Source organism: Kitasatospora sp. NPDC033851 (genome assembly GCF_055576085.1).
Genome location: NZ_JBVIRL010000059.1, coordinates 1 through 20,936 on the forward strand (window position 1 = coordinate 1; position 20,936 = coordinate 20,936).

A 20,936-nucleotide genomic window follows, 5' to 3' on the forward strand; every position below is an offset into this window, starting at 1 on the left:
CCCACCTGCGCGGGCTGGTTGGACCACGTCGTGCCGTTGCCGATCGCCCCGGTGACATACAGGTTGAGCGGGTACTTGTTGGTGCAGGACCAGTCAGCGGAGGCGTACTCCTGCATGTTCATCGTCGCGTAGTGGACGATCGCCCCGTTGAGCGCGCTGATGTCGAACTGGTAGAAGCTGCGCTCCTTGTCGGCGGGGGAGCAGCTGCCGCCGTGGGCGTAGTAGCCGCAGACACCGACACCGGGATGGTCGGCGTCCGCACTGCCCTGCCGCAGCCAGTTGTTCGACCCGTCGTGGGCCGACTGGACCCAGGTCCAGGAGTTTCCTCCCTGGGTCCACGGCAGGAAGGCGGGGTCGATGTAGTACGGCGCGGTGCCGTGAGCCAACAGGTCCTGGTCGGGCGTCAGATCGATGCCGGCGGTGCCCGCCGTGACCGGCATGGTGGCCACCTTGGAGCCGGTCCCGGGACCGGCGTCGGTACCAGTGACGGCACCCTTGTCCGAGTCCGTCGCAGCGGGAGCAGGTGTGGGGGTGTCACTGGTGGACGTGGTGAGCGTCAGGGCTGCCTTGACCGCGGGCGCGGACGTGCCCACAGGGGGTGTGGTGGTGCTGTCCCACATCTGCGGGGTGCGGGCGATCCAGCGGGGTTTCCCGTCGGTGCCGGCCGCGGTGATGTTGCCGTGCGCATCGGCATTGACCGTGACGCCGTCGGTGCTGGTGCCGAAGTGCAAATTCTTCAACACGGGGTTGGCAGCCGCAGCCTGCGTCTTGACTACCAGGACGGTGGTCAGACCGCCGAGCTTGGTGGCGGTGACCTTCAGGTCGATGTCGGGAGCGACAGACGGATAGACCACGCTGTCACCACTGACCGTAGGCGCGGGAAGCACGAACGGGGCGGACAGCGCCAGCTTCTTGCCATCCGCGCTGATCATGGTCGCGAGCGGCCCACTGCCACCCTTGGACAGCACCAGCTGCCCCGCAGCAGCCTTGGGAGAGAACGTCCCGTCCCGGTTGGCCACAAGCGTGGCGTCCAGCCCCAGCCAAGCCCCACCACGGCGCACGCGCTGCTGCTCCTGGTGGCTGGTGAGGGCGAGGCGTCCCTCCGAGGTCGCCACAGTCTCACTGAACTCGGTGGTGAGCGAGTCGATCGGGACGTTCTTCTGCGTGGCCTTGGCCTCGGCGATGGCCTTCTCAGCGGCGTTGGCTGGAGGGCGTTCCTGCAGGTGCTTCGCGGTGGCGGCGTCGATCATGGCCTGCGACGGAACCGTCGGCGCAGTGGCGGCATGGGCACTGAACCCAGGAAGACCGCTCGTGAGTGCCAGAACGGCTGTCACTGTCAAGGCACTCACTGACGCACCGTTGCGGCGGCGCTTTCTGTTCAAAACGGGACTCTCCCCCCACGAGCACGAGAAGACCTGCGTAGGCGCAGGTCAAGGGCACCGTATGGGGCGGGTCGGACATCAGCCAGTTCAATTCGACGACGAAGGTCCGGCTTGCAGTGAAAACGGCCGGTTCGTAGACCACCGTGAGAAGTCTCACCAGTCACCGGGCCTTGACTGTCCGTCATCGACGTCCGCTAGCATCCGGCGGTTCAGATATAGGGATCGACCCCCGTATTCGGGGGGCCCGACCTGTTTTGGGGGATGTGAAAGCGTGTCATTCAAGCAACGATCAGAATTCGGGCACAAAAGGGGCAGGAGGGGGAGACTACGCGGGCGACTCGCGGCAGTGACGACAGCCGCCGTCCTCGGGTCCATGCTGGCACCCCTGCCGATGGCGGCCGCGGCGGACAAGCCAGACTACTCGCGCAAATGGTCGCCGCCGAACACGGCCCTGCCCAAGACACCTTCGGTCTCGGGCCGGAACGCCGCACCCGTACCAGCCGTGAAGCCGGAACACCCGGTACCGCCTACCTGGACACCACCGAAGGATCCGAAGCCGGTCCCAGGCGGACACGCGACGGTGAAGCTCGGGTCCGCGCCCGAGGTTCACTCTCTCGGCGAGGGTGACAAGCCGCAGGCCGGTGAAGAAGCGAGGGCCGCGGGACTGCCGATCACGGTCGCGCCGCTCGCAGGTTCGTCGGCAGCCGGCCAGACGATCCAGGTCGACGTCGCCGACACCAAGACCTCGGCGTCCGCGGGAATCCCCGGTGTCGCGGTGACCCTCACCCGTCCCGGCGCGGGCGACGACGCCCCCGTGCGCCTGGGAGTCGACGCGTCGAGCCTCGATGCCGCGTTCGGCGCGAACTGGGCGACCCGGGCCCACCTGGTGGTCCTACCCGGCTGCGCGACGACAACGCCGCAGGCAACGGACTGCCAGAAGCAGACGCCGCTCGAATCGCACTACGACCCGTCGACGAAGAAGCTCGTCGCCGACGTCCCGCTGACCGGCACAGGCATCGCCACGGGTACGCCGACCCCGGCGACCAAGACCACCGTCGACGCCGCCGCTGGGGCGGCCCGGGCGGTGTACGCGGACTCCACCACCACCTCCACGACGGTCGGCGTGGTGTCGGGTGCATCGAGTGGAGCCGGAACCTACTCGGCGACCAAACTGGACCCATCGCAGGCGTGGACGGCCGGCGGTTCCTCAGGGGCCTTCACCTACGACTACCCGATCCAGGTGCCGGCAACGCTCGGCGGAACCGCACCGAAGCTGGCGCTTTCCTACGATTCGTCCTCGGTGGACGGCAAGACCTCGTCGACGAACTCCCAGGCCACCTGGGTCGGTGACGGCTGGGACTACAGCCCGGGCTTCGTGGAGCGATCGTTCAAGCCCTGTTCGCTGGACGGCATCGCAGGTTCCGGTGACCAGTGCTGGACCGGGGCGAACCTGGTGCTGTCCCTGGGCAGCCACTCGGGACAGCTGGTACCGGACGACGCCTCCTGCCAGTCCGGTGCCCCCGCCTCCATGGAACAGTCCAGCTGTACCTGGCGGATCAAGGGCGATGACGGAACCAAGGTGCAGTTCCTGACCGGTGCGACCAACGGCACCTGGAACGGCTCCTACATCAAGGTCACCGACACCAGCGGCATCGTCTACTACTTCGGTCTGAACCACCTGCCGGACACGAACGGCAACCCGACCACGCTCGGCGCGGACAGCGGCTCGGCCTGGACGGTACCGGCCTACTCGCCCAACAGCGGGGACCCGTGCTACGACCCGGCCAAGGGCAAGGGCTCGTGGTGCCAGACCGCATGGCGGTGGAACCTCGACTTCGTCGTCGACCCGCACGGCAACCTGACCACCTACACCTACACGCCCGAGACGAACTACTACGCCCGCGGTGGCGGCCAGAACCGGGGGAACGGCACCCGCACCGCCTACACCCGTGAGGGTGTGCCCTCCTCGATCGGCTACGGCCAGCGCCTGACGGACCAGCTGAACAGCAACGGCGCCTACAGCCCCGCCGCGAAGATCGTTTTCAACACCTCCGAGCGGTGCACCACCTCCGCGGAGGCCTGCGACCCCTCGCAACGCACCACGGCCAACGCGGCGAACTGGCCGGACGTGCCTCTGGACCAGCAGTGCGACGCGACCAGCCCGTGCACCAACTACGGGCCGACGTTCTGGACCACCAAGTGGCTGGCGTCCATCGCCACCCAGGTCCGGATCAACGGCACCTACCAGACCGTGGACTCGTATGCGCTGAACCACACGTTCATCAACGTGCAGAACGCCACCGAGAACACCCAGGTCCCGTGGCTCGGTTCCGTCCAGCGCACCGGCCAGGACTCCCAGGCCAGCGGGGGACCGATCACACTACCGCCGGTGTCATTCACCGCCCAGCTGCTGCCCAACCGCGTGGACGGCACCAACTTGGTACCCGCCCCGCCGGCCTACAACCGGCCCCGCATCCAGCTGATCACCACGGAGACCGGCGCCACCATCGGGGTCAACTACGCCTCCGCCGGATGTTCACGGGTGAACAACATCATGCCCGCCTCGGCGGACAGCGACACGCTCTCCTGCTACAACGTCAAGTGGAGCCCGCCAGGCTCCATCGGCGGCGCGGCACCCCTGGACGACTGGTTCCTCAAGTACCCGGTCACCAGCATCACGCTGAACCCGGGCACGCCAGGATCCGTCCCGATGGTGACAAACTACAGTTACGGCAAAGCGGCGTGGCGCCGAAACAACTCCGCGTCGACCGACGACACGGCCCGTACCTGGGACCAGTTCCGCGGCTACGCCTCCGTCACCGATGTTTCCGGCAGCGGCAACGACGGACCCCAAGCGAAGAAGTCGACCACCTTCTACCAGGGTATGGACGGCGATCTACTGGCGAACGGCACCACCCGAAGCGTCCAGGTCGCCGGCCCGGCGGGAGGACAGGCGACTGACTCCGACTGGCTCTCCGGCCAGAGCCGGGAGGACGACACCTACACCAGCGCCGACACGGCTGGGAAGATCGCCAATTACACGGTGAGCTCTTTCAGCGGAGGCCCGGTCACCACCGCCACCCACAGCCAGGGCAAGAACCTACCCGCACTCCTCGCCCAGTACGCGACGACCACCATCGTACGCACGACCAAGTCGGCCAAGGCCGACGGGACCTGGCAGACCAACAGCAGCATCACGACGACCGACCCCTCGCACGGCAACCGCACTGTCACCTCGCTCGACAGCGCCGACGGCCTGCCGGACGTCTGCACCCGCACCGGCTACGCCACCGGACCGGACCAGCAAATCCTTCAGGTGTCATCCGAGTCGATGGCGGTCGCCGGAGCTAACGCCTGCACCGCGACCCCCACGGCCGCCAACACCCTCTCCTGGAAACGGACCCTGTACGACGGCCAGGTCTTCGGCCAGATAGGAACGACGCAGGACGCCACCGGCACGCTGACCCTCGACCACTTCGACTCCGCCGGGGTACCACAGTTCAGTGCGGCCAACGCGACGTACGACGCCTACGGCCGCATTACAAGCGCGACCGACCCCAACGTCACCGACAGTGCACACCCAGGCGGTGCGACCGTCACCACCGCCTACGCAGCGACGAACACTGGTGAGCTACCCAACGCAGTCACCGTCACTAGCCCGGCGCCGGCCGGCGCGAACGACGCGGCCACTGGCCGGGTCACCACCACCACGTACAACACCGCTCGTTCGCTTCCGCTGACGGCAACTGACCCCAACGGCCGCACGACCACCGAGGCCTACGACACAATCGGTCGACTGACCAGTGTGTGGCTGCCCGGCCAGGACACCGCGACGAGCGCGAACAAGACGTTCGCGTACACGCTTCCGGGCGTGGTCAATGGCAGTGCGGTGCCCCCGACGGTGACCACCTCCGACCTGCTCCCCAACGGCGCCTACGCCGTGAAGATCGACATCATGGACGGTGAGGGGCGGACCGTTCAGTCCCAGGGGACCCCGGCGCTCTCCGCGTACAAGGGACGGCTGATCACCGACACGGTGTACGACTCGCAGGGGCGCGTCACCCGGGCCAACAGCCCTTGGTACAACGACAATGCCGCGCCCAGCACCACGCCGTACGTGACCAGGACCCAAGAGGTCCCGGCCCAGGGCTACAACGTCTACGACGGTCTCGGCCGTCCGGTGACCAAGCAGTTCGTCGCTTACGGCGTGGTCCAGTCCACGACTACGACCTCCTACCCCGGCGTCGACCGGACCGATGTCACGCCGCCCGCTGGCGCCACACCGACCTCGGCGGTCACCGATGCGCGAGGCCACAACGTTCAGCTCTGGCAGTACAAGACCGCGACCGCGACCGGGAACCCGGCGGACGCGGACGTGACGTCCTACACCTACACGGTCGACGGGCATCTGGTCACACAGAAGGACGCCGCAGGCAACACCTGGACTCACGGTTATGACCAGCGCGGTCGGGAGATCACCGCGTCCGACCCGGACACCGGCACCACGACCAAGACCTATGACGCCGACAGTCGGCTGGCCTCGGTCACGGACGCGCGCAACCGGACCACCTCCTACACCTACGACCTGCTCGGCCGCACGACGGGCACTTACTCCGGAGCGGTCAGCCCGGACCACCAACTGACGGGCTTCACCTACGACACCGTCGTCAAGGGCAAGCCTGCCACGTCCACCCGTTTCCTGAACGGGGCCTCCGGCATCACCTACACCAGCTCCGTGCTGGCGTACGACACTGCCTACCACCCGACCAAGACCACGACCACGATCCCCGGCACTGAAATCGGCCAGGGCACCACGCCGTTCACCTACACCTACCAGGCCATCTACGACCCCATCACCGGCGCGCTGACCGACGACGACCGTTCGGCCGTCGGCGACATCGCCGAGGAGGCGATCCACTACGCCTACGACAACAACGGCCCGCTGAGCACCTACGGCGCGTACGGCGGCGACACCTACGACCTGTCCTCCGACTGGGACGCCTACGGCCGCAACATCCGCTCCACCGTCAACCCGTGGGGCACCCAGATCGTCGTCACCAACACCTACGACGAATCAACCGGCCGCCAGCTGTCGCAGTTCGTCGACAAGCAGACCGCCGTAACCGGTGCCGTCCAGCAGCTCACCTACGCCTACAACACGGCAGGGCGGCTCACAGCGATCCAAAACATCCCGGACAACACCCCGTCGTCCACCGACCTGCAGTGCTTCGGGTACGACTACCTCGGCCGTCTGACCAGTGCCTGGTCGGACACCGGCGCGCTCACCCAAGCCCCGCAGCCCACCGTCGGAGGCATCGGCGCCTGCGCCAACGCCACGCCGACCAGCGGTGTTCAGGCGCCAGCGAGGACCACGGTCGGTGGCCCCGCCGCGTACTGGCAGAGCTACGGCTACGGCCTCACCGGCAACCGCACCCAGCTCGTCCAGCACGACCCGTCCGGTGACACCACAAAGGACACCACCACCAACCAGACCTTCCCGGCCACCGGGACCGTCAACACCCCGACCACAGCCCCCAACACCGGCGGCGGAACCGGCGGCCCACACGCCCTGACCGGCACCACCACCACCTCCCCGAGCGGGGCCCGCTCGGCCAACTTCCAGTACGACGCCACCGGCAACACCACGTCCATCACGGACGTCTCCGGCACCACGAACCTCACCTGGGACGGCGAAAACAAGCTCAGCTCCTTCAACAAGACCGGGAGCGCCGGGCCGACCACCTACCTCTACGACGCGGCCGGCAACCAGCTCATCCGCCGAGACCCCGGCAAGACCACCATCACGCTCGGCAGCGATGAACTGGTCTACGACACCAATACCAACACCGTCACCGGCGTCCGCTACTACCAGATCCCCGGCGGCACCACCCTGGTTCGCCAAGGCGGCAAGTCGACCTACCAGATCGCCGACCACCACGGCACCGGCACCCTCGCCATCGACGGCACCACGCTGACCGAGACCCGACGCCTGAGTGACCCCTTCGGCAACCCCCGCGGAAACCAGCCCACCACCTGGGCCGGCGACCACGGCTTCGTCGGCGGAACCAAGGACGACGCAACCGGCCTCACCAACCTCGGCGCCCGCGAATACCAACCCACCACCGGCCGCTTCCTCAACCCCGACCCCATCATCGACCTCACGGCCCCACAACAGTGGAACGCCTACGCCTACAGCAACAACGACCCCGTCAACCTCGCAGACCCATCCGGTCTGCGCCCTGACGGCACATGCGGCGGAATGGCGACGTGCCGGGCACCGGGCGGCCAGACCATCCAGGAAACCTGGACCTCCGATCACGGAGTCTGGGACGTTGACATCAAGACGGTCACACCACCCCCCGCGATCCCGACTCCCAAGGGGACGGTATCGACCGACGTTCTGAGCAGGATCCCGAAGAAGCGTCTGGACAACTTCAGAGAAGCCATCGAAATGGTCAAGGGGGAGGATCCGGAAAACTGGAACGTCCCCGGAACGCACGCCTACAACGCCCTCGAGGAACGCTTCAGGCACATGATCCTCGGCGACCTCACCCTCAAGGAGCTATGGGAGGGCGCCAAGGGCACGGCCAGCCAGTTCGCGGGTCTGTTTGTCGAGATAGTCGGTGCGGCCCTCTGCGCCGAAACTGCCGGCTTGGGATGCCTCGTGCTGGTAGGGGCAGAAGCGGGGGCGGTCGCTCAATGCGTTGAAGACTGTCAGAACACGCAGAAGCTGATCCTCAGCGAGATAGCCGGCGGTTCCACGGCTGCTATCGGCGGGAACGTTGGCGCCCTTGCGGGCGCGCTTGGCCGCTGCAGCTTCTCCCCGGATACCCAGGTCCTGCTCAGCGATGGAAGCACCAAGGACATTGCGACCATCACGCCGGGCGATGAAGTCCAGACCGGCGACCCGACAACCGGAGCCCCAGCCGGCAGCGACACGGTCCGCGCGTTGTGGATCAACCACGACGAAGATCTCCTCGACGTCACGGTCTCGGACGCTCAGGGAAAGCAGGCCATTCTCCACACCACCGCGAACCACCCCTTCTGGGACAACACAACCCACACCTGGACGCCAGCAGGACAGCTCGTACCCGGCCATCAAGTGTCAACGCCCGACAGGGCGACGGCACTGATAGCCAGCCTAGCTCCGGAACCTGGGCTTGCCGATCGATTCAACCTCACCGTCGACGTCCACCACACGTACTATGTGCTGGCAGGTACCACGCCGGTCCTGGTCCACAATGACTCGTTGGCGTGTTCCTTGGGGAAGAACGGCTGGCCGGTGCCTACCGTTCGAAACTGTCTGGCTTGCGCCAAACTCATTCAGAAAAAGATCGGCGGGACCATCCTCCACATGACCGCCGATGAAGGTTATGGGAATGTGCCATTGGGCCCGTCGACGAACGACCCTACTGGCGCCTGGTATGAACACTATGTCGTTGAAAAGGACGGTGTAGTGTATGACGCTTTCACTGGATCGGGCGGCATGCCGATGCAACAGTTCAGGGCTCAGTGGGACTTCAGTCCCAAGAATATGAACGCTCAGTATCTAAGTTTCACAGCTGTTCCCTGAGGAGAGTGGGATGGAACTGGAAGAGGTTTGCTTCAATCTCCGCCATCGTCGACTGACATTTCTACCCGACGAGCGGTTCCTGTCGGCGGTGGCATTCGTTGATGGATTCAACGCAGCGCTCGACGGCGTGCCGTTGCGGGGGTTTCGAGAGTGGGTAGCGCAACGGGTACTTGGTGAGGAGTCCAACCTTCGGTGGTTCTACACAGTGGCGGCGGCCGGGATGCCGGAGATCGCTGCACAGAACTGGAATCTTGCCGAGATTCCGGACGGGAAGCACAGCGAGCTGATCGATGAGCTGATCAACCTCTTGGAGGAGTTCATTCGCGCACGACAAGAAGGCTCTTGACTCACTCCTAGATCAGGATCAAGAACGCCGGGCTGTGGATTGCCTGTTCTCGCTGCTGGCCGATTTCATGGAGGTGCGAGACAATTCGCTTGAATTGGCCAAAATGTATGCGGCCTACAGCTCGCTGTATGAATCCTAAAATGATTCGGCAGTGAAATGCGGGAAGCCCCGCCGGATGAATTCCGGCGGGGCTTCTGGGCGTCTTGACGGCAGTAGTTGACGGCAACGTCAGCGGACGGGTGCTGCACAAAGTGGCGGATCGTCGCCGTCGTCGGGCTGGGGCATGTCTTCTGCGGGGTGGCGGAGGGCGTTGCTGAGGGTGTCGATGGCTTGTGCGAATCTGCGGTTTGTTGTCACTGGGCGATCAGTCGGTGTCACTGGCCCTGCATGACGGTGGCGTATGGGGGTGGGGGAAGACCAGGTGTCATTGAGGTGCGGATGTGTGGTGACACCAGCAGACGTCGTCCAGTGACATCCTGATGCGGTTCCCTATGGATCGGCCGGCTTGGTTCTGGTGGTGCTGTGTGCCCTCGGGCGCGACAGCAGCCACGGTCGGCCCGCGGTGCGCCCTGGTCAGTGGGCCGGTACCCTCTCTGCCAGCCTTGGGTGAGGCATCCCGCTTTGTCGGGTTAGCCTGAGAGGGCCCGAGTAGGAGTTCCACCCCTGATGACCAGCACCAATTCGTCCGCTGCCGACCCGGCGCCCAGGCCGAAGCGCCGCACGTTCAGCCCCGAGTACAAGCTGCGGATCGTGGCCGAGTACGACGCCGCGCCCGAGGGCGAGAAGGGCGCGGTCCTGCGCCGCGAGCGCCTGTACCACTCGCACGTCACCGAGTGGCGGGCCGCGCGCGATGCCGGGGCCCTGGAGAACCTGGCCGACCGCCGCACGAGCCCGGCCCGCACGAAGAAGTCCGCCGCCGAGGTCGAGAACGAGAAACTGCGTCGGCAGGTGGAACGGCTGGAGAAGGAACTGGCCCGGAACAAGGCCGCACTGGAGGTCCTGGGAAAAGCGTCGGCGCTCTTGGAAATGATCTCCGAGGGCGCGGACTGAGGCACGCCGCCGACCCGGTCGTGGACGAGGCGTTCGCCGGCGTCGAACACGAACTGGGCATCACGGCCGCGTGCCGGCTGACCGGCCGCTCCCGGGCCACCCACTACCGCAGGCTGCAGCCGCTGCCCGCGCGCGGGCCACGACAGCCCCAGGTCCAACCGTCGGCCCTTTCGACCGAAGAACGTGATGCGGTACTGGAGTTGATGAACAGCCCCGAGTACGCCGAGCTGCCGCCCGCACAGATCTGGGCCCGCGAGCTGGATACCGGGCGCTACCACTGCTCGGTCTCCACGATGTACCGGATCCTGCGTGAGCGGGGGCAGTCGGGTGAGCGCCGCCGCCAGGCCACCCACCCGGCCAGAACAGTGCCCGAGCTGGTTGCCACCGCGCCTTCGCAGGTGTTCACGTGGGACATCACCATGGCAGCCGGCCCCAGCAAGGGAATCTGGTACCACGCCTACGTCATCCTTGACATCTTCAGCCGCTACATCGTCGGCCACACCGTCGAGGCGGCCGAATCCGCCGAGCGGGCGGAAGAGTTGATCCCCGAGACCGTGCACGCCGACCGCGGCACCTCGATGACCAGCAAGAAAGTCTCCCAGCTGCTGATCGACCTCGGGGTCACCAGAAGTCACTCGCGCCCCAAGGTCTCCAACGACAACCCGTACAGCGAGGCCCAGTTCAAGACCACCAAGTACATGTCCGACTATCCCGAGCGGTTCGACTCCCTGGCCCACGCCCGCGAATGGTTCGACACCTTCATCTCGTACTACAACCACGAGCACCGGCACTCGGGCATCGGACTCCACACGCCCGCCAGCGTCCACTTCGGAACCGCCGATGAGATCCGCGACCAGCGGGCCGTCACCCTCGTCGAGGCCTATGCACGGCACGCCGAGCGCTTCGGCCGCCGCCCCAGACCACCCGAGATCCCAAAGACGGCGTGGATCAACGACCCGGCCAAGCGCAGGGAACCCGCACCACAAACCTCATAGCGTCACGACCGTCTCACTGGACTTGAAATCTTCCGTGCCGGTGTCTTTGGGTAGTGCGGCCACCACGAGGGCAACGGCTTCCTCGGGGCTCGTGGTGTGTGCGACGACGTTCCCCTTGTCTCGTACGACGTATCGCCCGTCAGGGTGTGGGTCGATCGAATACCCGACCCGGGCATACGGGAAATGGGAGCGTGTGGAGAACCAGAGCATGAAGTGGCTGGTGACCGGTGTCAGCCGACGCAGTTCCGGCTGGGCGTAAGCCGTCTCCACGAGCGCGAGGTTGCGGGGAGTGCGATCCCACGGCGACAGGCGCAGGGAGTCGAGCTTGTGACACCAAGCCAGTTCGACTGCGTCGAGCGGCTCGCGTTCGTGGACGAGGGCCCAGTCCCCGAACTTGATGAACGGGGCGACTTCCCGGGTCTGTTCGAGGTCCGCACCGCCCATCCAGGCGGCCGCGGCCCTGACCACGGCGATCAGCTCCGCAGTCACTCCGCTCGCGAGCCAAGCGCCTTGCTTGTGGCAGCGCACCCAGTAGCCGCGTTCATCGCGTAGGAGGAGCACGACCACGCGCCGGCCGTCGTTGCTGAACTCCGCCTTACGCTCCCACTCGTCCTGCGGCATGGGGAGGGAGAGGCCGAGCTGGGCGGCTGTGCGGCACAACGTGTCCGCGAGGCTGCCGTCGGTCTCCGGTCGGAGGTGGGGCGCGGGGTCGGGAACAAGGCTCGCCGAAGAGGAGGTCATGGCCCCAGTCTGCCGGTGAACAACCGTGCCGACCTTGGCGTGGAGTATTTGGGACGCGACCTGCCCGATCAAGCCCTCGTTGCCTTGCCCGCCGGGAGCTGGAGGGTCCGGTGCCGTCGTACCGAGGTCGACGAGAACGCTTGGATCGGCCTGGCCCAGCCCCTTCCCGCCGACCCGCAGGAACTGCCCGCCGCTGTTTCGCAGTGATGCCCCTACCGCACACCCCGCTCTGGTGTCAGCGGAATGCCGATTGCGCTGTCACCGACGCGCAGAGTCAGGCTTCCTGGATCCAGGAAGCCTGTGCGCAGGGGCACGGGTTGTCGCGGCGCCCAGGAGTGGAGGTGGTGCTCGTGCCGGAGGAGGACGGACCAGCCGACGCGGGGCCGGTGGTTCCGGTGACGCTCGCGCGCCAGCAGGCCGTGGACCGGCTGCTGGCCCTGGAGGCGCGCGGTGAGCTGGCGACCGGCCATGTGCGGCTGGTCGCGGACGCGGTGGGGGTGTCGCTGCGCACGGTGTGGCGCTGGCTGGCCGCGGCTCGTGCCGAGGGGCGGACCGGTGCGAGGCAGCGGGAGCGTTTCACGGTCACCCCGCAGCTGCATGCCCGGCTCGTTCTGTGGTGCGGGAACGCGGCCGCGGTGCACCGTGAACTGCTGGCCGAGGCCCGTGCCGTGGCCGAAGCCGCCGACGCGGAGGAGGAGTGCGACGCGTGCGAGGCCGTGCCGGTGGCGGTGCCGTCGCTGGCGACGCTGCACCGGGCGATCCGCCGTGACCTCAACCCCGGCCAGCGCGCGGCCCTGACCGGCGGGGAGGGGGCCCGGCGCGGCCACGACGTGCACCTGCGCCGGCCCCGTCAGTGGCGCAACGCCTGCTGGGAGGGCGATCACAAACACGTCCCGGTCGAGGTCGACCTGCACGGCGAGCTGGTGTGCCCGTGGGTGACCTGGTTCATCGACTGCGCCACGAACGCCGTCACCGGCGCCGCCATCACCCCGCACACCCCGTCCCGGGACGCGATCCTGGCAGCGCTGCGCACCGCGATCTCCCGCGACGAGGCAGACGGCCCTTACGGGCCGATCGGCGGCCTGCCGGCCCTGGTGCGCATCGACCGTGGCAAGGACTTCCTCTCCCGCACCGTCACCTCCGCGCTGGGTGCGTTCGCCGTCCCCGTGCACGACCTGCCCGCCTACAGCCCGCACCTGAAAGGCACGGTCGAGAACCTCAACCGGTGCGCGGAGCGGATGCTCTTCGCCTCTCTGCCCCGCTACACGCACGCCCCCACACCTTCCGTCCGCCGCCGCGACCGGGCCAAGGACAAGACAGCGCCGCTGACGTTCACCGCGTTCGTGGAACTGCTGCTGGACTGGGTCAACTGGTGGAACACCGAGCACACCTCGCCGGCCCTGGCCGGCCGCACTCCGCTGCAGGCGTGGCTTCAGGACCCCACCCCGATCGAGGACCCGAAACGGGGGCAGCTGTGGGCGTTCACGCTGGAGGACGACGGCCATGCCCGCACGCTCACCAGCAGCGGCGTGTACTGGCGGGGCCGCTACTACGTTGGCGACTGGATGCAGGGCCTGGCCGGTGACGGGGCCAAGGTCCGCATCCGGTTCCTGCCCCACCACACCCACGAGGTCGAGGTCATCGACGCGGTCACCGGCGCCCGCCTGGGCGCCGCTCACCTGGCCGACGCGGCCACCGACGAGCAACGGGCCGCCGTACGCCGCACCAGATCGGCCGAGCAGCGCCGGCTGAAGAAGGCCCTGACCGCCGCCGAAAAGCTCCGCACCGAACGGTACGCGGCTGTCACCACCCCCCGAACCCCAGAGCCACTCCAGACGCTGACCGCGGCACAGGCCGCGGCCGAGCTCGCGGCAGCCGACGGACGGGACCTCCAGGCGCTGGCCCTGCCCGGGCTGCTCCCGCACGCCCCGGTCCCGGACGGCTGGGTCCTGCCCCGCGCCACCTCGCCCGCCGAACCCGAGAGCGCCAATGACAGCCGCCCAGACCTGGCCCCGCCAGCCTGAACCACCTGCTGCGGCCACAACCCGGTCCCAGATCCCGCCAACAGGACACCTCTCGCCTGGCCCACCGCCTCGGCTGGCGTTCTCACCCGCTCCACCGGCCCTCTGCCTGCCCGTTCCCATCTCCCCAGCCGACAAGGAGCCCGCCACCGTGACCACTGCGCCCGTCGTCCGTCCCGGCATGCTGCCGCCCGAGCGCACCGACCACTACCTGCACCTGGAAGGCGCCTGCACCGTCGCCACCGAGACGCTGCGCACCGCCCGGGACAACATCGCCGCCACCCTCGAAGCCCGCGCGATGATGTGCATCACCGGCACGGCCGGCAACGGCAAGTCCCTGTCGGTCAACGCCTCGCTGCGCCTGCTCGCACCGCACAACTCCTACCGGATCGCCTTCCGGGCCCGGCCCACCCCGCGCGACATCCGCCACGAACTGTTCCGCGCGCTCGGCCTGCCCGGCGATCCGCCCGCGCGGCCGATCGAGTTCGACGCCGTCCTCAAGGACGCCCTGGCCCGCGGCTTCCACGTGCTGGTCTGCGACGAGGCGCAGTGGATGTCGAGGGAGTGGTGTGGGACGCGGGGTCGGTTCGCCGGTGGCGTTGCGTTTCCTTCGGCCGCTCGTTGATCCGTCTGGTGGTGCCAGTAGCTTTCAGGTGCTGCCTGAATGAGCGTCCACGAGGGGCAGGAGCTGGAAACCGGTGGTGGGGCGTCATCTGTGTCTGATCAACGGCGGCGTCGTGGATCCGGGTACCGGCCCGCTGGCCGACGCGGATCCGTGGGCATTCCAGGACACGTGTGCCCTGGCGTTCCGGGCAACGTGGGTGGTACGCGGGTTCGCGCCGTCGACGATCCGTTCCTCCACCTCGCTCCTCGCGCGGGTGATGGCCCGCTTCGACCGGCCGGTGTGGGAGATCGGTCCCGAGGACGTCGATGCGATGGTCAGGCACCTGACCACCCAGGGGCGGGCCCCCGGGACCCGCCGGTTGTATGTGCAGGCGCTGCGCTCCTTTCTGGAATTCCTGCGCGAGCGCCACCAGACGGACATCTATGCGCGGTTCGGGATCCGGGTGGGCAGCCCGGTGGACCGGTTCAACCGCGCCCGGCACACCGCAGACGGCTCACCCTTGGTGGGGGTCCCGCCCACGGTCGAGCGTGTGGCCGCGTTCTTCGCCTTCGCCCGTGACCGGGTCGCCTGTGCCGCGGACTACCGCGCCGCGGCCAGGGACTACGCGCTGCTGCGCACCCTGTACATGGCGGCGCTGCGCGTCGGCGAGGTGGTGCGTCTGGAGTGCTGTGATGTCCACCCGGGGCAGGGACCGTCGGGCAGGTTGCACGTGCGGTTCGGGAAGGCCGCGAACACCTCCGGCCCGCGTCCGAGGTGGACGCCGATGTTGGACGGACTCGACCAGGTTCTCGCCTGGTACGTGGCGGATGCGCGGCCGCTGTTCCCCGACACCCGCGTCCTGTTCCCGGACCCCAGCGGCGCGCCGCTGAAGCCGGAGGCGGTCCGCGACCGCCTGGCCCGTCTCCTCGACTTCGAGGACCGGCCGGTGGGGGAGCGGTTCACCCCGCACATGCTGCGCCGGGCGTGCGCGACGCACCAGTACGAGCGGGGGATGGGCCTGATCGCGGTGCAGCACCTCCTGGGTCACCGGCACATCGCCTCCACGATGGCCTACGTCAAGCCCTCCGCCCGTTTCGTCGAGGACGCCTGGCAGCGCGCCACCGACGCTGCCGTCGCGGACCTGGCCGGCTGACCAGATGGAGGAACCCCGATGACCAACCCCGCCACCCCTTCCCCGGATAGGCCACGTTCCGCGGACACTCCCACTGAACCGCCTCCCGGTGTCCGCTGGAGGCTGCGGATGGCGGCCGCCGAGCGGGGCGTGTGGACCGCCACCCAACTGCGCTGCCTGCTCGCCGAACTCGCCCACCTGGAGCTGTCGGCAGCGTCGGTGTCCGCACTGTTCACGAAGCAGCCGGCGCAGGTGAAGCTGTCCACCCTGACCGCGCTGTGCACCGCCCTCGACTGCGCACCCGGCGACCTCCTCACCTTCCCAGGCACCGAGCCGCCCGGCCCGCTTCCGCCGCTCCTGGAACGAACCACGCTGGTTGCGCCCGCGCTGCCCACCGAACCACGCTGCTCCGCACAGACGTGGCCAGCAGGAACACCGCACCGTTCTCTCCCGCCCCTGTGAACCACCCCCCGACCTGGCCGCCCTTCACCGCCCCGGCCGGTGGCTTGCCCTCTCACGGGCCGTCGGCCACAGCCCGCCCAATCCGAGGCTTCTGCCGCTCTGACACCGACCGTCCGAGGCCACCCAGACCTCCCTGACAGAGCACCCGCATCAGGAGGTGTAATCCATGCCCGCCCGTGTTCCCGGCGCGGTACAGGGCCACTGCCCCGGCTGCTACGTCGTGCGATGGCTGCGTCCGGACAGCGGCCGCTGCGCCTGGTGCTCCAGGACCTGCCCGGGCTGCACAGGGACACGGCGCGCAAGCGCCGAGCGCTGCGCCGCGTGTGAGCGCCGCGCCGCCCAAGGCCCGGGACGGGGTCCGTGCGTGCGCTGCGGCCGGCGCCGGATCCTGGACGCCGCCTCCCAGCACTGCCGCCCCTGCCGCACCCGCGACCCCGGCACCGCCGCGCCACCACCTTCGTGCGAGGCCTGCGGACGGCCCGGCCAGTGGATCAAGGGCTTGTGCAAGGTCTGCTACCAGCGTTCGGCCTGGACCGTGACCGCCCGCGCTCAGGGCTGGGCCCGCCGCCTCCCCGACACCCCGCCGTGGTGGCAGGACCTCGGCGACCATCTCGCCACCCACCGCAACCCCGTATACGCCGGCGACGTCATCGCCCGCACCGCCCGACTCCTCCAACACACCCCGGCCCCCACCCCCGTTGTGCTCCTCGCCCGCGCACACGACCACGACCCCCAAATCGCCCAAGCCCTCACCGACTTCTTCACCACCCACGGCCACCTCCCACCCACCCCCGAAACCGACACCGAGGACCTGCGCGCCGCAGCCCGCCGCCAGCGCCGCCTCGACGCCACCCCCGCCCCGCTGCGCCCCGCTGCCCGGGCCTTCGTCGACCACCTCCTGGCCCAGCGCGCCCACGCCATCAAGCACGGCCTGCGCCCCAAGCAGCTTCGGACCATCGAGGTACGCCTGACCACCGTCCGCGACTTCGCCCTGCATGTGCACGGCCAGGGCACCACCACCTGGGCGAGCGTCGGTACCCACGAGGTGGAGGCGTTCCTGGCCCGTAACCCGTGCCGCCGTGCCGCGTGGCTTGCCGGACTGTGCCAGTTCTTCGCCCACGCCCGCCGCGCCGGTCCGATCCTCCACGACCCCACGGCACCGCTGGACGCCCCGCAGCACCGCGGGTTCCGCGGCCCTATCCTCACCCTCGACCATCAGCGCGCCCTCTACCGGCGATGGACCACCAACCCGGACACCTGCCCGCACGAAGCCCTCATCGGCCTTGCCGCCCTCCTCCACGCCGCCACCACCACCGAACTGCGCCACCTGACCGACGCCGCTGTGGACACCGTCCGCCGCACGCTGCACTTCCCCGGCCGCCCGGCACCCACCCCACTCGACATCGCGACCTGGCACGCCCTTCAGCGCTGCCGGGACCACCGCGCCCGCACCGGATCGGCCAATCCCCACATCCTCACCACCCGCCTCACCGCCACCACCCGCGCCCCCGCCGGCGCCGCCCACATCCGCGACAGCCTCACCCCCGTCGGCCTGCTCCCGCGCATCCTGCGCTCCACCCGTCTGCTGACCCTCGCCAACCAACTCGACATCGAACTGCTGACCGCGGCACTCGGCATGTCCTACTCCGGCGTCATCCCCTACCTGAACCCCGCCCACCCGCTCCACGGCTCGTAACCCCACGCCGGCCGCATCGCCTGCGCACCGGCCAAGCCCCACACCCCGCACACAGGGGCCGCCAGGCCCCGGCATCCTCCTGCTGCGCCATCCACCGCCGAGAGCGTGGCAAGGCGGCGAGGGCACGCCGGGCGGCCCGCATTGGCGTCTATGTGCCGAGCGCTACCAGCATGCACGCCCGTGACCTGATCCACCGCGAGACGCCAAAATGGCCTTGATCGCCGATTTGGCTAGACCATTTTGCCCAGCCGCCACGCGGGACCAGGCAGGCGGCAGCCTCCGCCAGGTAGTTACTGTCAGTGCACACCGCCTCGCCGAGACCCAACTAGAGCCCCGCCCCCACCACCGAACCGGCCGGAACGCCAGAAAAGGCCAACCAAGAGAATTTATGGAAAAGGAGCGGGATCCATTCACGGTAATCATCTGAATCCGCATCAGAAGACCCTAGGGTGAAGTGCCGATGTTCGCTTTGAAGGATCCTTGCTGCGCTCGGTCCGGATTTGGTCTGGCCCCGCTGCGCCCCGGCATCGGGCGGCGTGCTGTGGCCGTGACGGGCAGGCACCTCGCGCGTGTCATCGAGTGGCGCCTGGGCGCGTGGCCGCTGTCCTCGCCATCGTCCTGGTCGCCGTCGCGCTGTGCTCTGGCTGGGTTCCGCTGGCCGTGGTGTGGGCCGCTGCCCCGGCCGTCCGGTCGCTTGGGTCGCTTGGGCGTAATCGCGTGGACCCACCGGGTCCACGCGCCCCTACGCCCCCTCAGCCTCGATCAGTGAGGATCTCCGAGAGCACGCGTCGCGCGTCACGGGCGTCGGCGCCGTCCTGGCCCAGGCTGTTGGCGCACGAGACGAGCGTCTTCCACAGTGCCCAGCCGCGTCCGCGCGCCCAGGTCGCATCGTCGACGCGCAGCCGTTTCCGGAACACGTCGCGGCCGTCGGCCGAGAGCAGGGTCCACGCGATCGCGAGGTCGCAAGCGGGGTCCCCCACGCCACACGTACCGAAGTCGATGACGGCGGCGAGCTGTCCGTCCTCAAGGAGGAGGTTTCCCTTGGCAAGGTCGCCATGGAACCAGACGTCGGTCCCGTCCCACTGCGCTTCGAGCGCCTGAGTCCACACCTCGTGTGCCGGCGCGACGTCGATGTGGCCGCGCAGCTCGTCCAGCGCACCGAGCGCCTGCGTCTCGTAGGTCCGCAGCGTCGCTCCACGGAACCAGTTGTGCTTGCCGGGTTGTGGCCCTTGCGAGGCATCGATGCGCTGCAACGCGGCGACGAAGTCGGCCAGGTCCTCGGCGAAGCGGATCGGATCGGCGACTGACTCGAATGTCGCGGGTGTGCCGTCGATCCACCGATAGACCGACCACGCGAACGGGTAGGTCGCACCAGGACTTCCCTTCGCCAGCGGCACCGGGATCGGTAGGGGGAGAGCGGGTGCCAGCTCGGGTAGCCAACGGTGCTCCTTGTCCACGGCCAGGGCGTACTCCTGCGCGCTGGGCAGGCGCAGCAACATGTTGTCGCCCAAGCGGAAGGTCCGGTTGTCCCAGCCGCCGTTCTCCACAGCCGTCACAGGTAACGCGGCCCATTGTGGGAACTGTTCGGCCACGAGCCGCCCTGCCTGTTCGGCACTGACGGCGACCCGCTGGGGAATGGGCCCAAGATCTGGAACATCGTTCAACAGGTACCCCCTTGTTCAGGCTCTAGTGTGAGCAGACAGACATTGCTCCACACGAGTAAAACCCACCCGATGCTGCCTCGGGAGACCCCTCGGCGGTCAGGCTGCGCCTGGCCCCGCTCGGCCTGTGCTGCGCCACCTCGGCGCGCCCGCGTCGCCCCGGCCGTACCCGCGCCGCGGGTCTGGCCGGCACCTGCCCGGGGCGCTGCAGGCGCCGCCGGGACGACCTCGGTGCCGGGGCCGCCAGGCCCCGCACCGAATACTGGCCCGCCCTTTTCCGGCGGCGCGTAGGCGACACCACCGTCCCTTTCGAGGGGCCGTCAGGCCCCGACCACTGCGAAGGCCCGCTCTGTTTTCCGGTGCTGTTCTGGTTGTTCTCGTCGTGTTGGGCCGCAGGGTTCGAGAGGGCGCCGTGATGGTAATTTTGGCCGGTAGGAGCGGGTAGCGGTTTGGTGGTTGTTGTGACATTAGGCGGCGAGATTCAGAGTGCTTGGCGGTGGGTTTATGACCGGAGTTCCAGGGACGGCCGGTGGTGTACTTCTGGCCTCTTCTCCGTTTGTCTGCGCGGTGACATCAGGGGCCGGGGGTCGGTGACATTCCATGCGTTTCAGCGGCCCGCGCTGCGCCCAGTGCTGCCCCCTGTCCGGGGCTTTTTGACGGGGTGGGGTGTGACGGTTCGGTGGCTGTTTTCCGGGGAGTTCTCAGGCCGGATTCCGGGGGTGGTGCGGGGGCCGGGTCGGTGCCAGCTCTTGCATCTTCGGTGCCCCAGTCCCCCGCCTCGCCCCGGCACGGGGCGCCAGGCCTGGGGATGGCTGCCCGGGGCAGCCCCGGCACGGGGCTGCCGGAGGGCCCCTGGCGATGGAGGACCCGCCAGGGGCCCTCCGGTCCCCGGTTGAGACGCTGCAACGGGGATTTACGCCATATCGTCAACGGGCGCTCGGCCGGGTGCCCCCCTCCCCGTCGGGGGAGGCCTTGTACCGGAAATTCGCGTCACATCGTCAACGCCGCCCGACCGTAGGGAGAGGAGGGGTGCTACAGGAATTTTGCGTCACATCGTCAACGGTGGGGACGGCCCCGGGGGAGGGGCCTTGTACCCGAAATTCTCGTCATATCGTCAACGCGCCCCGGGCCGTAGGCCCCCTCAGTTGCTGCCCCGTCAGGGGCCAAAGCCTCCCCGTGAATTCGCCGCAGGCGAATGGCCCAAGCCACCCGCCCGGCGCAGCCGGGCCCCGAGGCGCAGCCTCGGGGACGCCACGCACGGTGACGCCGTCAG

At 68.5% G+C, this 20,936-nt stretch carries 11 protein-coding genes and 1 pseudogene; 9 read left to right on the forward strand and 3 right to left on the reverse strand.

What is annotated here, in order from left to right:
* Positions 1-1,382, reverse strand: a pseudogene (locus ACZ51D_RS42260) (hypothetical protein); the annotation flags it as partial.
* Positions 1,383-1,755: 373 nt separating this feature from the next.
* Between ACZ51D_RS42260 and ACZ51D_RS42265 the strand changes: the two are divergent.
* The 4 genes from ACZ51D_RS42265 (at position 1,756) to ACZ51D_RS42280 (ending at position 11,346) form a co-directional block, all read left to right on the forward strand.
* Positions 1,756-8,955 carry an RHS repeat-associated core domain-containing protein gene (locus tag ACZ51D_RS42265; protein ID WP_465665629.1) on the forward strand — a complete coding sequence of 2,400 codons (7,200 nt, stop codon included), beginning with the start codon at positions 1,756-1,758 and terminating at the stop codon, positions 8,953-8,955.
* 10 nt (positions 8,956-8,965) lie between these two features.
* On the forward strand, positions 8,966-9,301 hold the full coding sequence (locus tag ACZ51D_RS42270; RefSeq protein WP_465665631.1) for a hypothetical protein: 336 nt from the start codon (positions 8,966-8,968) through the stop codon (positions 9,299-9,301).
* Between the two features lie 666 nt (positions 9,302-9,967).
* Positions 9,968-10,351 (forward strand): transposase, encoded by a 384-nt coding sequence (locus tag ACZ51D_RS42275; RefSeq protein WP_465626867.1) that lies wholly within the window; start codon positions 9,968-9,970, stop codon positions 10,349-10,351.
* Between the two features lie 20 nt (positions 10,352-10,371).
* A complete protein-coding gene (locus tag ACZ51D_RS42280) occupies positions 10,372-11,346 on the forward strand; it encodes a transposase (RefSeq protein ID WP_465665633.1) in 975 nt (324 codons plus the stop codon).
* Here ACZ51D_RS42280 and ACZ51D_RS42285 read toward each other — a convergent pair.
* On the reverse strand, positions 11,341-12,087 hold the full coding sequence (locus ACZ51D_RS42285) for a DUF6193 family natural product biosynthesis protein (protein WP_465665635.1): 747 nt from the start codon (positions 12,085-12,087) through the stop codon (positions 11,341-11,343). The genes ACZ51D_RS42280 and ACZ51D_RS42285 overlap by 6 nt on opposite strands.
* 419 nt (positions 12,088-12,506) lie before the next feature.
* On the opposite strand from ACZ51D_RS42285, the gene ACZ51D_RS42290 reads away from it, so the two are divergent.
* From ACZ51D_RS42290 to ACZ51D_RS42310, 5 genes are all read left to right on the forward strand, one after another.
* Entirely contained in the window at positions 12,507-14,111 is a 1,605-nt protein-coding gene (locus ACZ51D_RS42290) for a Mu transposase C-terminal domain-containing protein (RefSeq protein WP_465665645.1), read from the forward strand.
* Positions 14,112-14,259: 148 nt separating this feature from the next.
* The gene (locus ACZ51D_RS42295) at positions 14,260-14,733 is read left to right on the forward strand and encodes an ATP-binding protein (protein WP_465665637.1); all 474 of its coding nucleotides are present in this window, start codon (positions 14,260-14,262) and stop codon (positions 14,731-14,733) included.
* A gap of 73 nt (positions 14,734-14,806) precedes the next feature.
* Positions 14,807-15,865, forward strand: coding sequence for a tyrosine-type recombinase/integrase (locus ACZ51D_RS42300; RefSeq protein WP_465665639.1), 1,059 nt, complete (start codon positions 14,807-14,809; stop codon positions 15,863-15,865).
* Between the two features lie 108 nt (positions 15,866-15,973).
* Positions 15,974-16,306 (forward strand): helix-turn-helix domain-containing protein, encoded by a 333-nt coding sequence (locus ACZ51D_RS42305; RefSeq protein WP_465665641.1) that lies wholly within the window; start codon positions 15,974-15,976, stop codon positions 16,304-16,306.
* A 364-nt stretch (positions 16,307-16,670) separates the two neighbouring features.
* Entirely contained in the window at positions 16,671-18,002 is a 1,332-nt protein-coding gene (locus tag ACZ51D_RS42310; protein ID WP_465665643.1) for a hypothetical protein, read from the forward strand.
* 752 nt (positions 18,003-18,754) lie between these two features.
* Here the strand turns inward: ACZ51D_RS42310 and ACZ51D_RS42315 are convergent.
* Positions 18,755-19,666, reverse strand: coding sequence for an aminoglycoside phosphotransferase family protein (locus ACZ51D_RS42315; protein WP_465625653.1), 912 nt, complete (start codon positions 19,664-19,666; stop codon positions 18,755-18,757).
* Positions 19,667-20,936 lie beyond the last annotated feature (1,270 nt).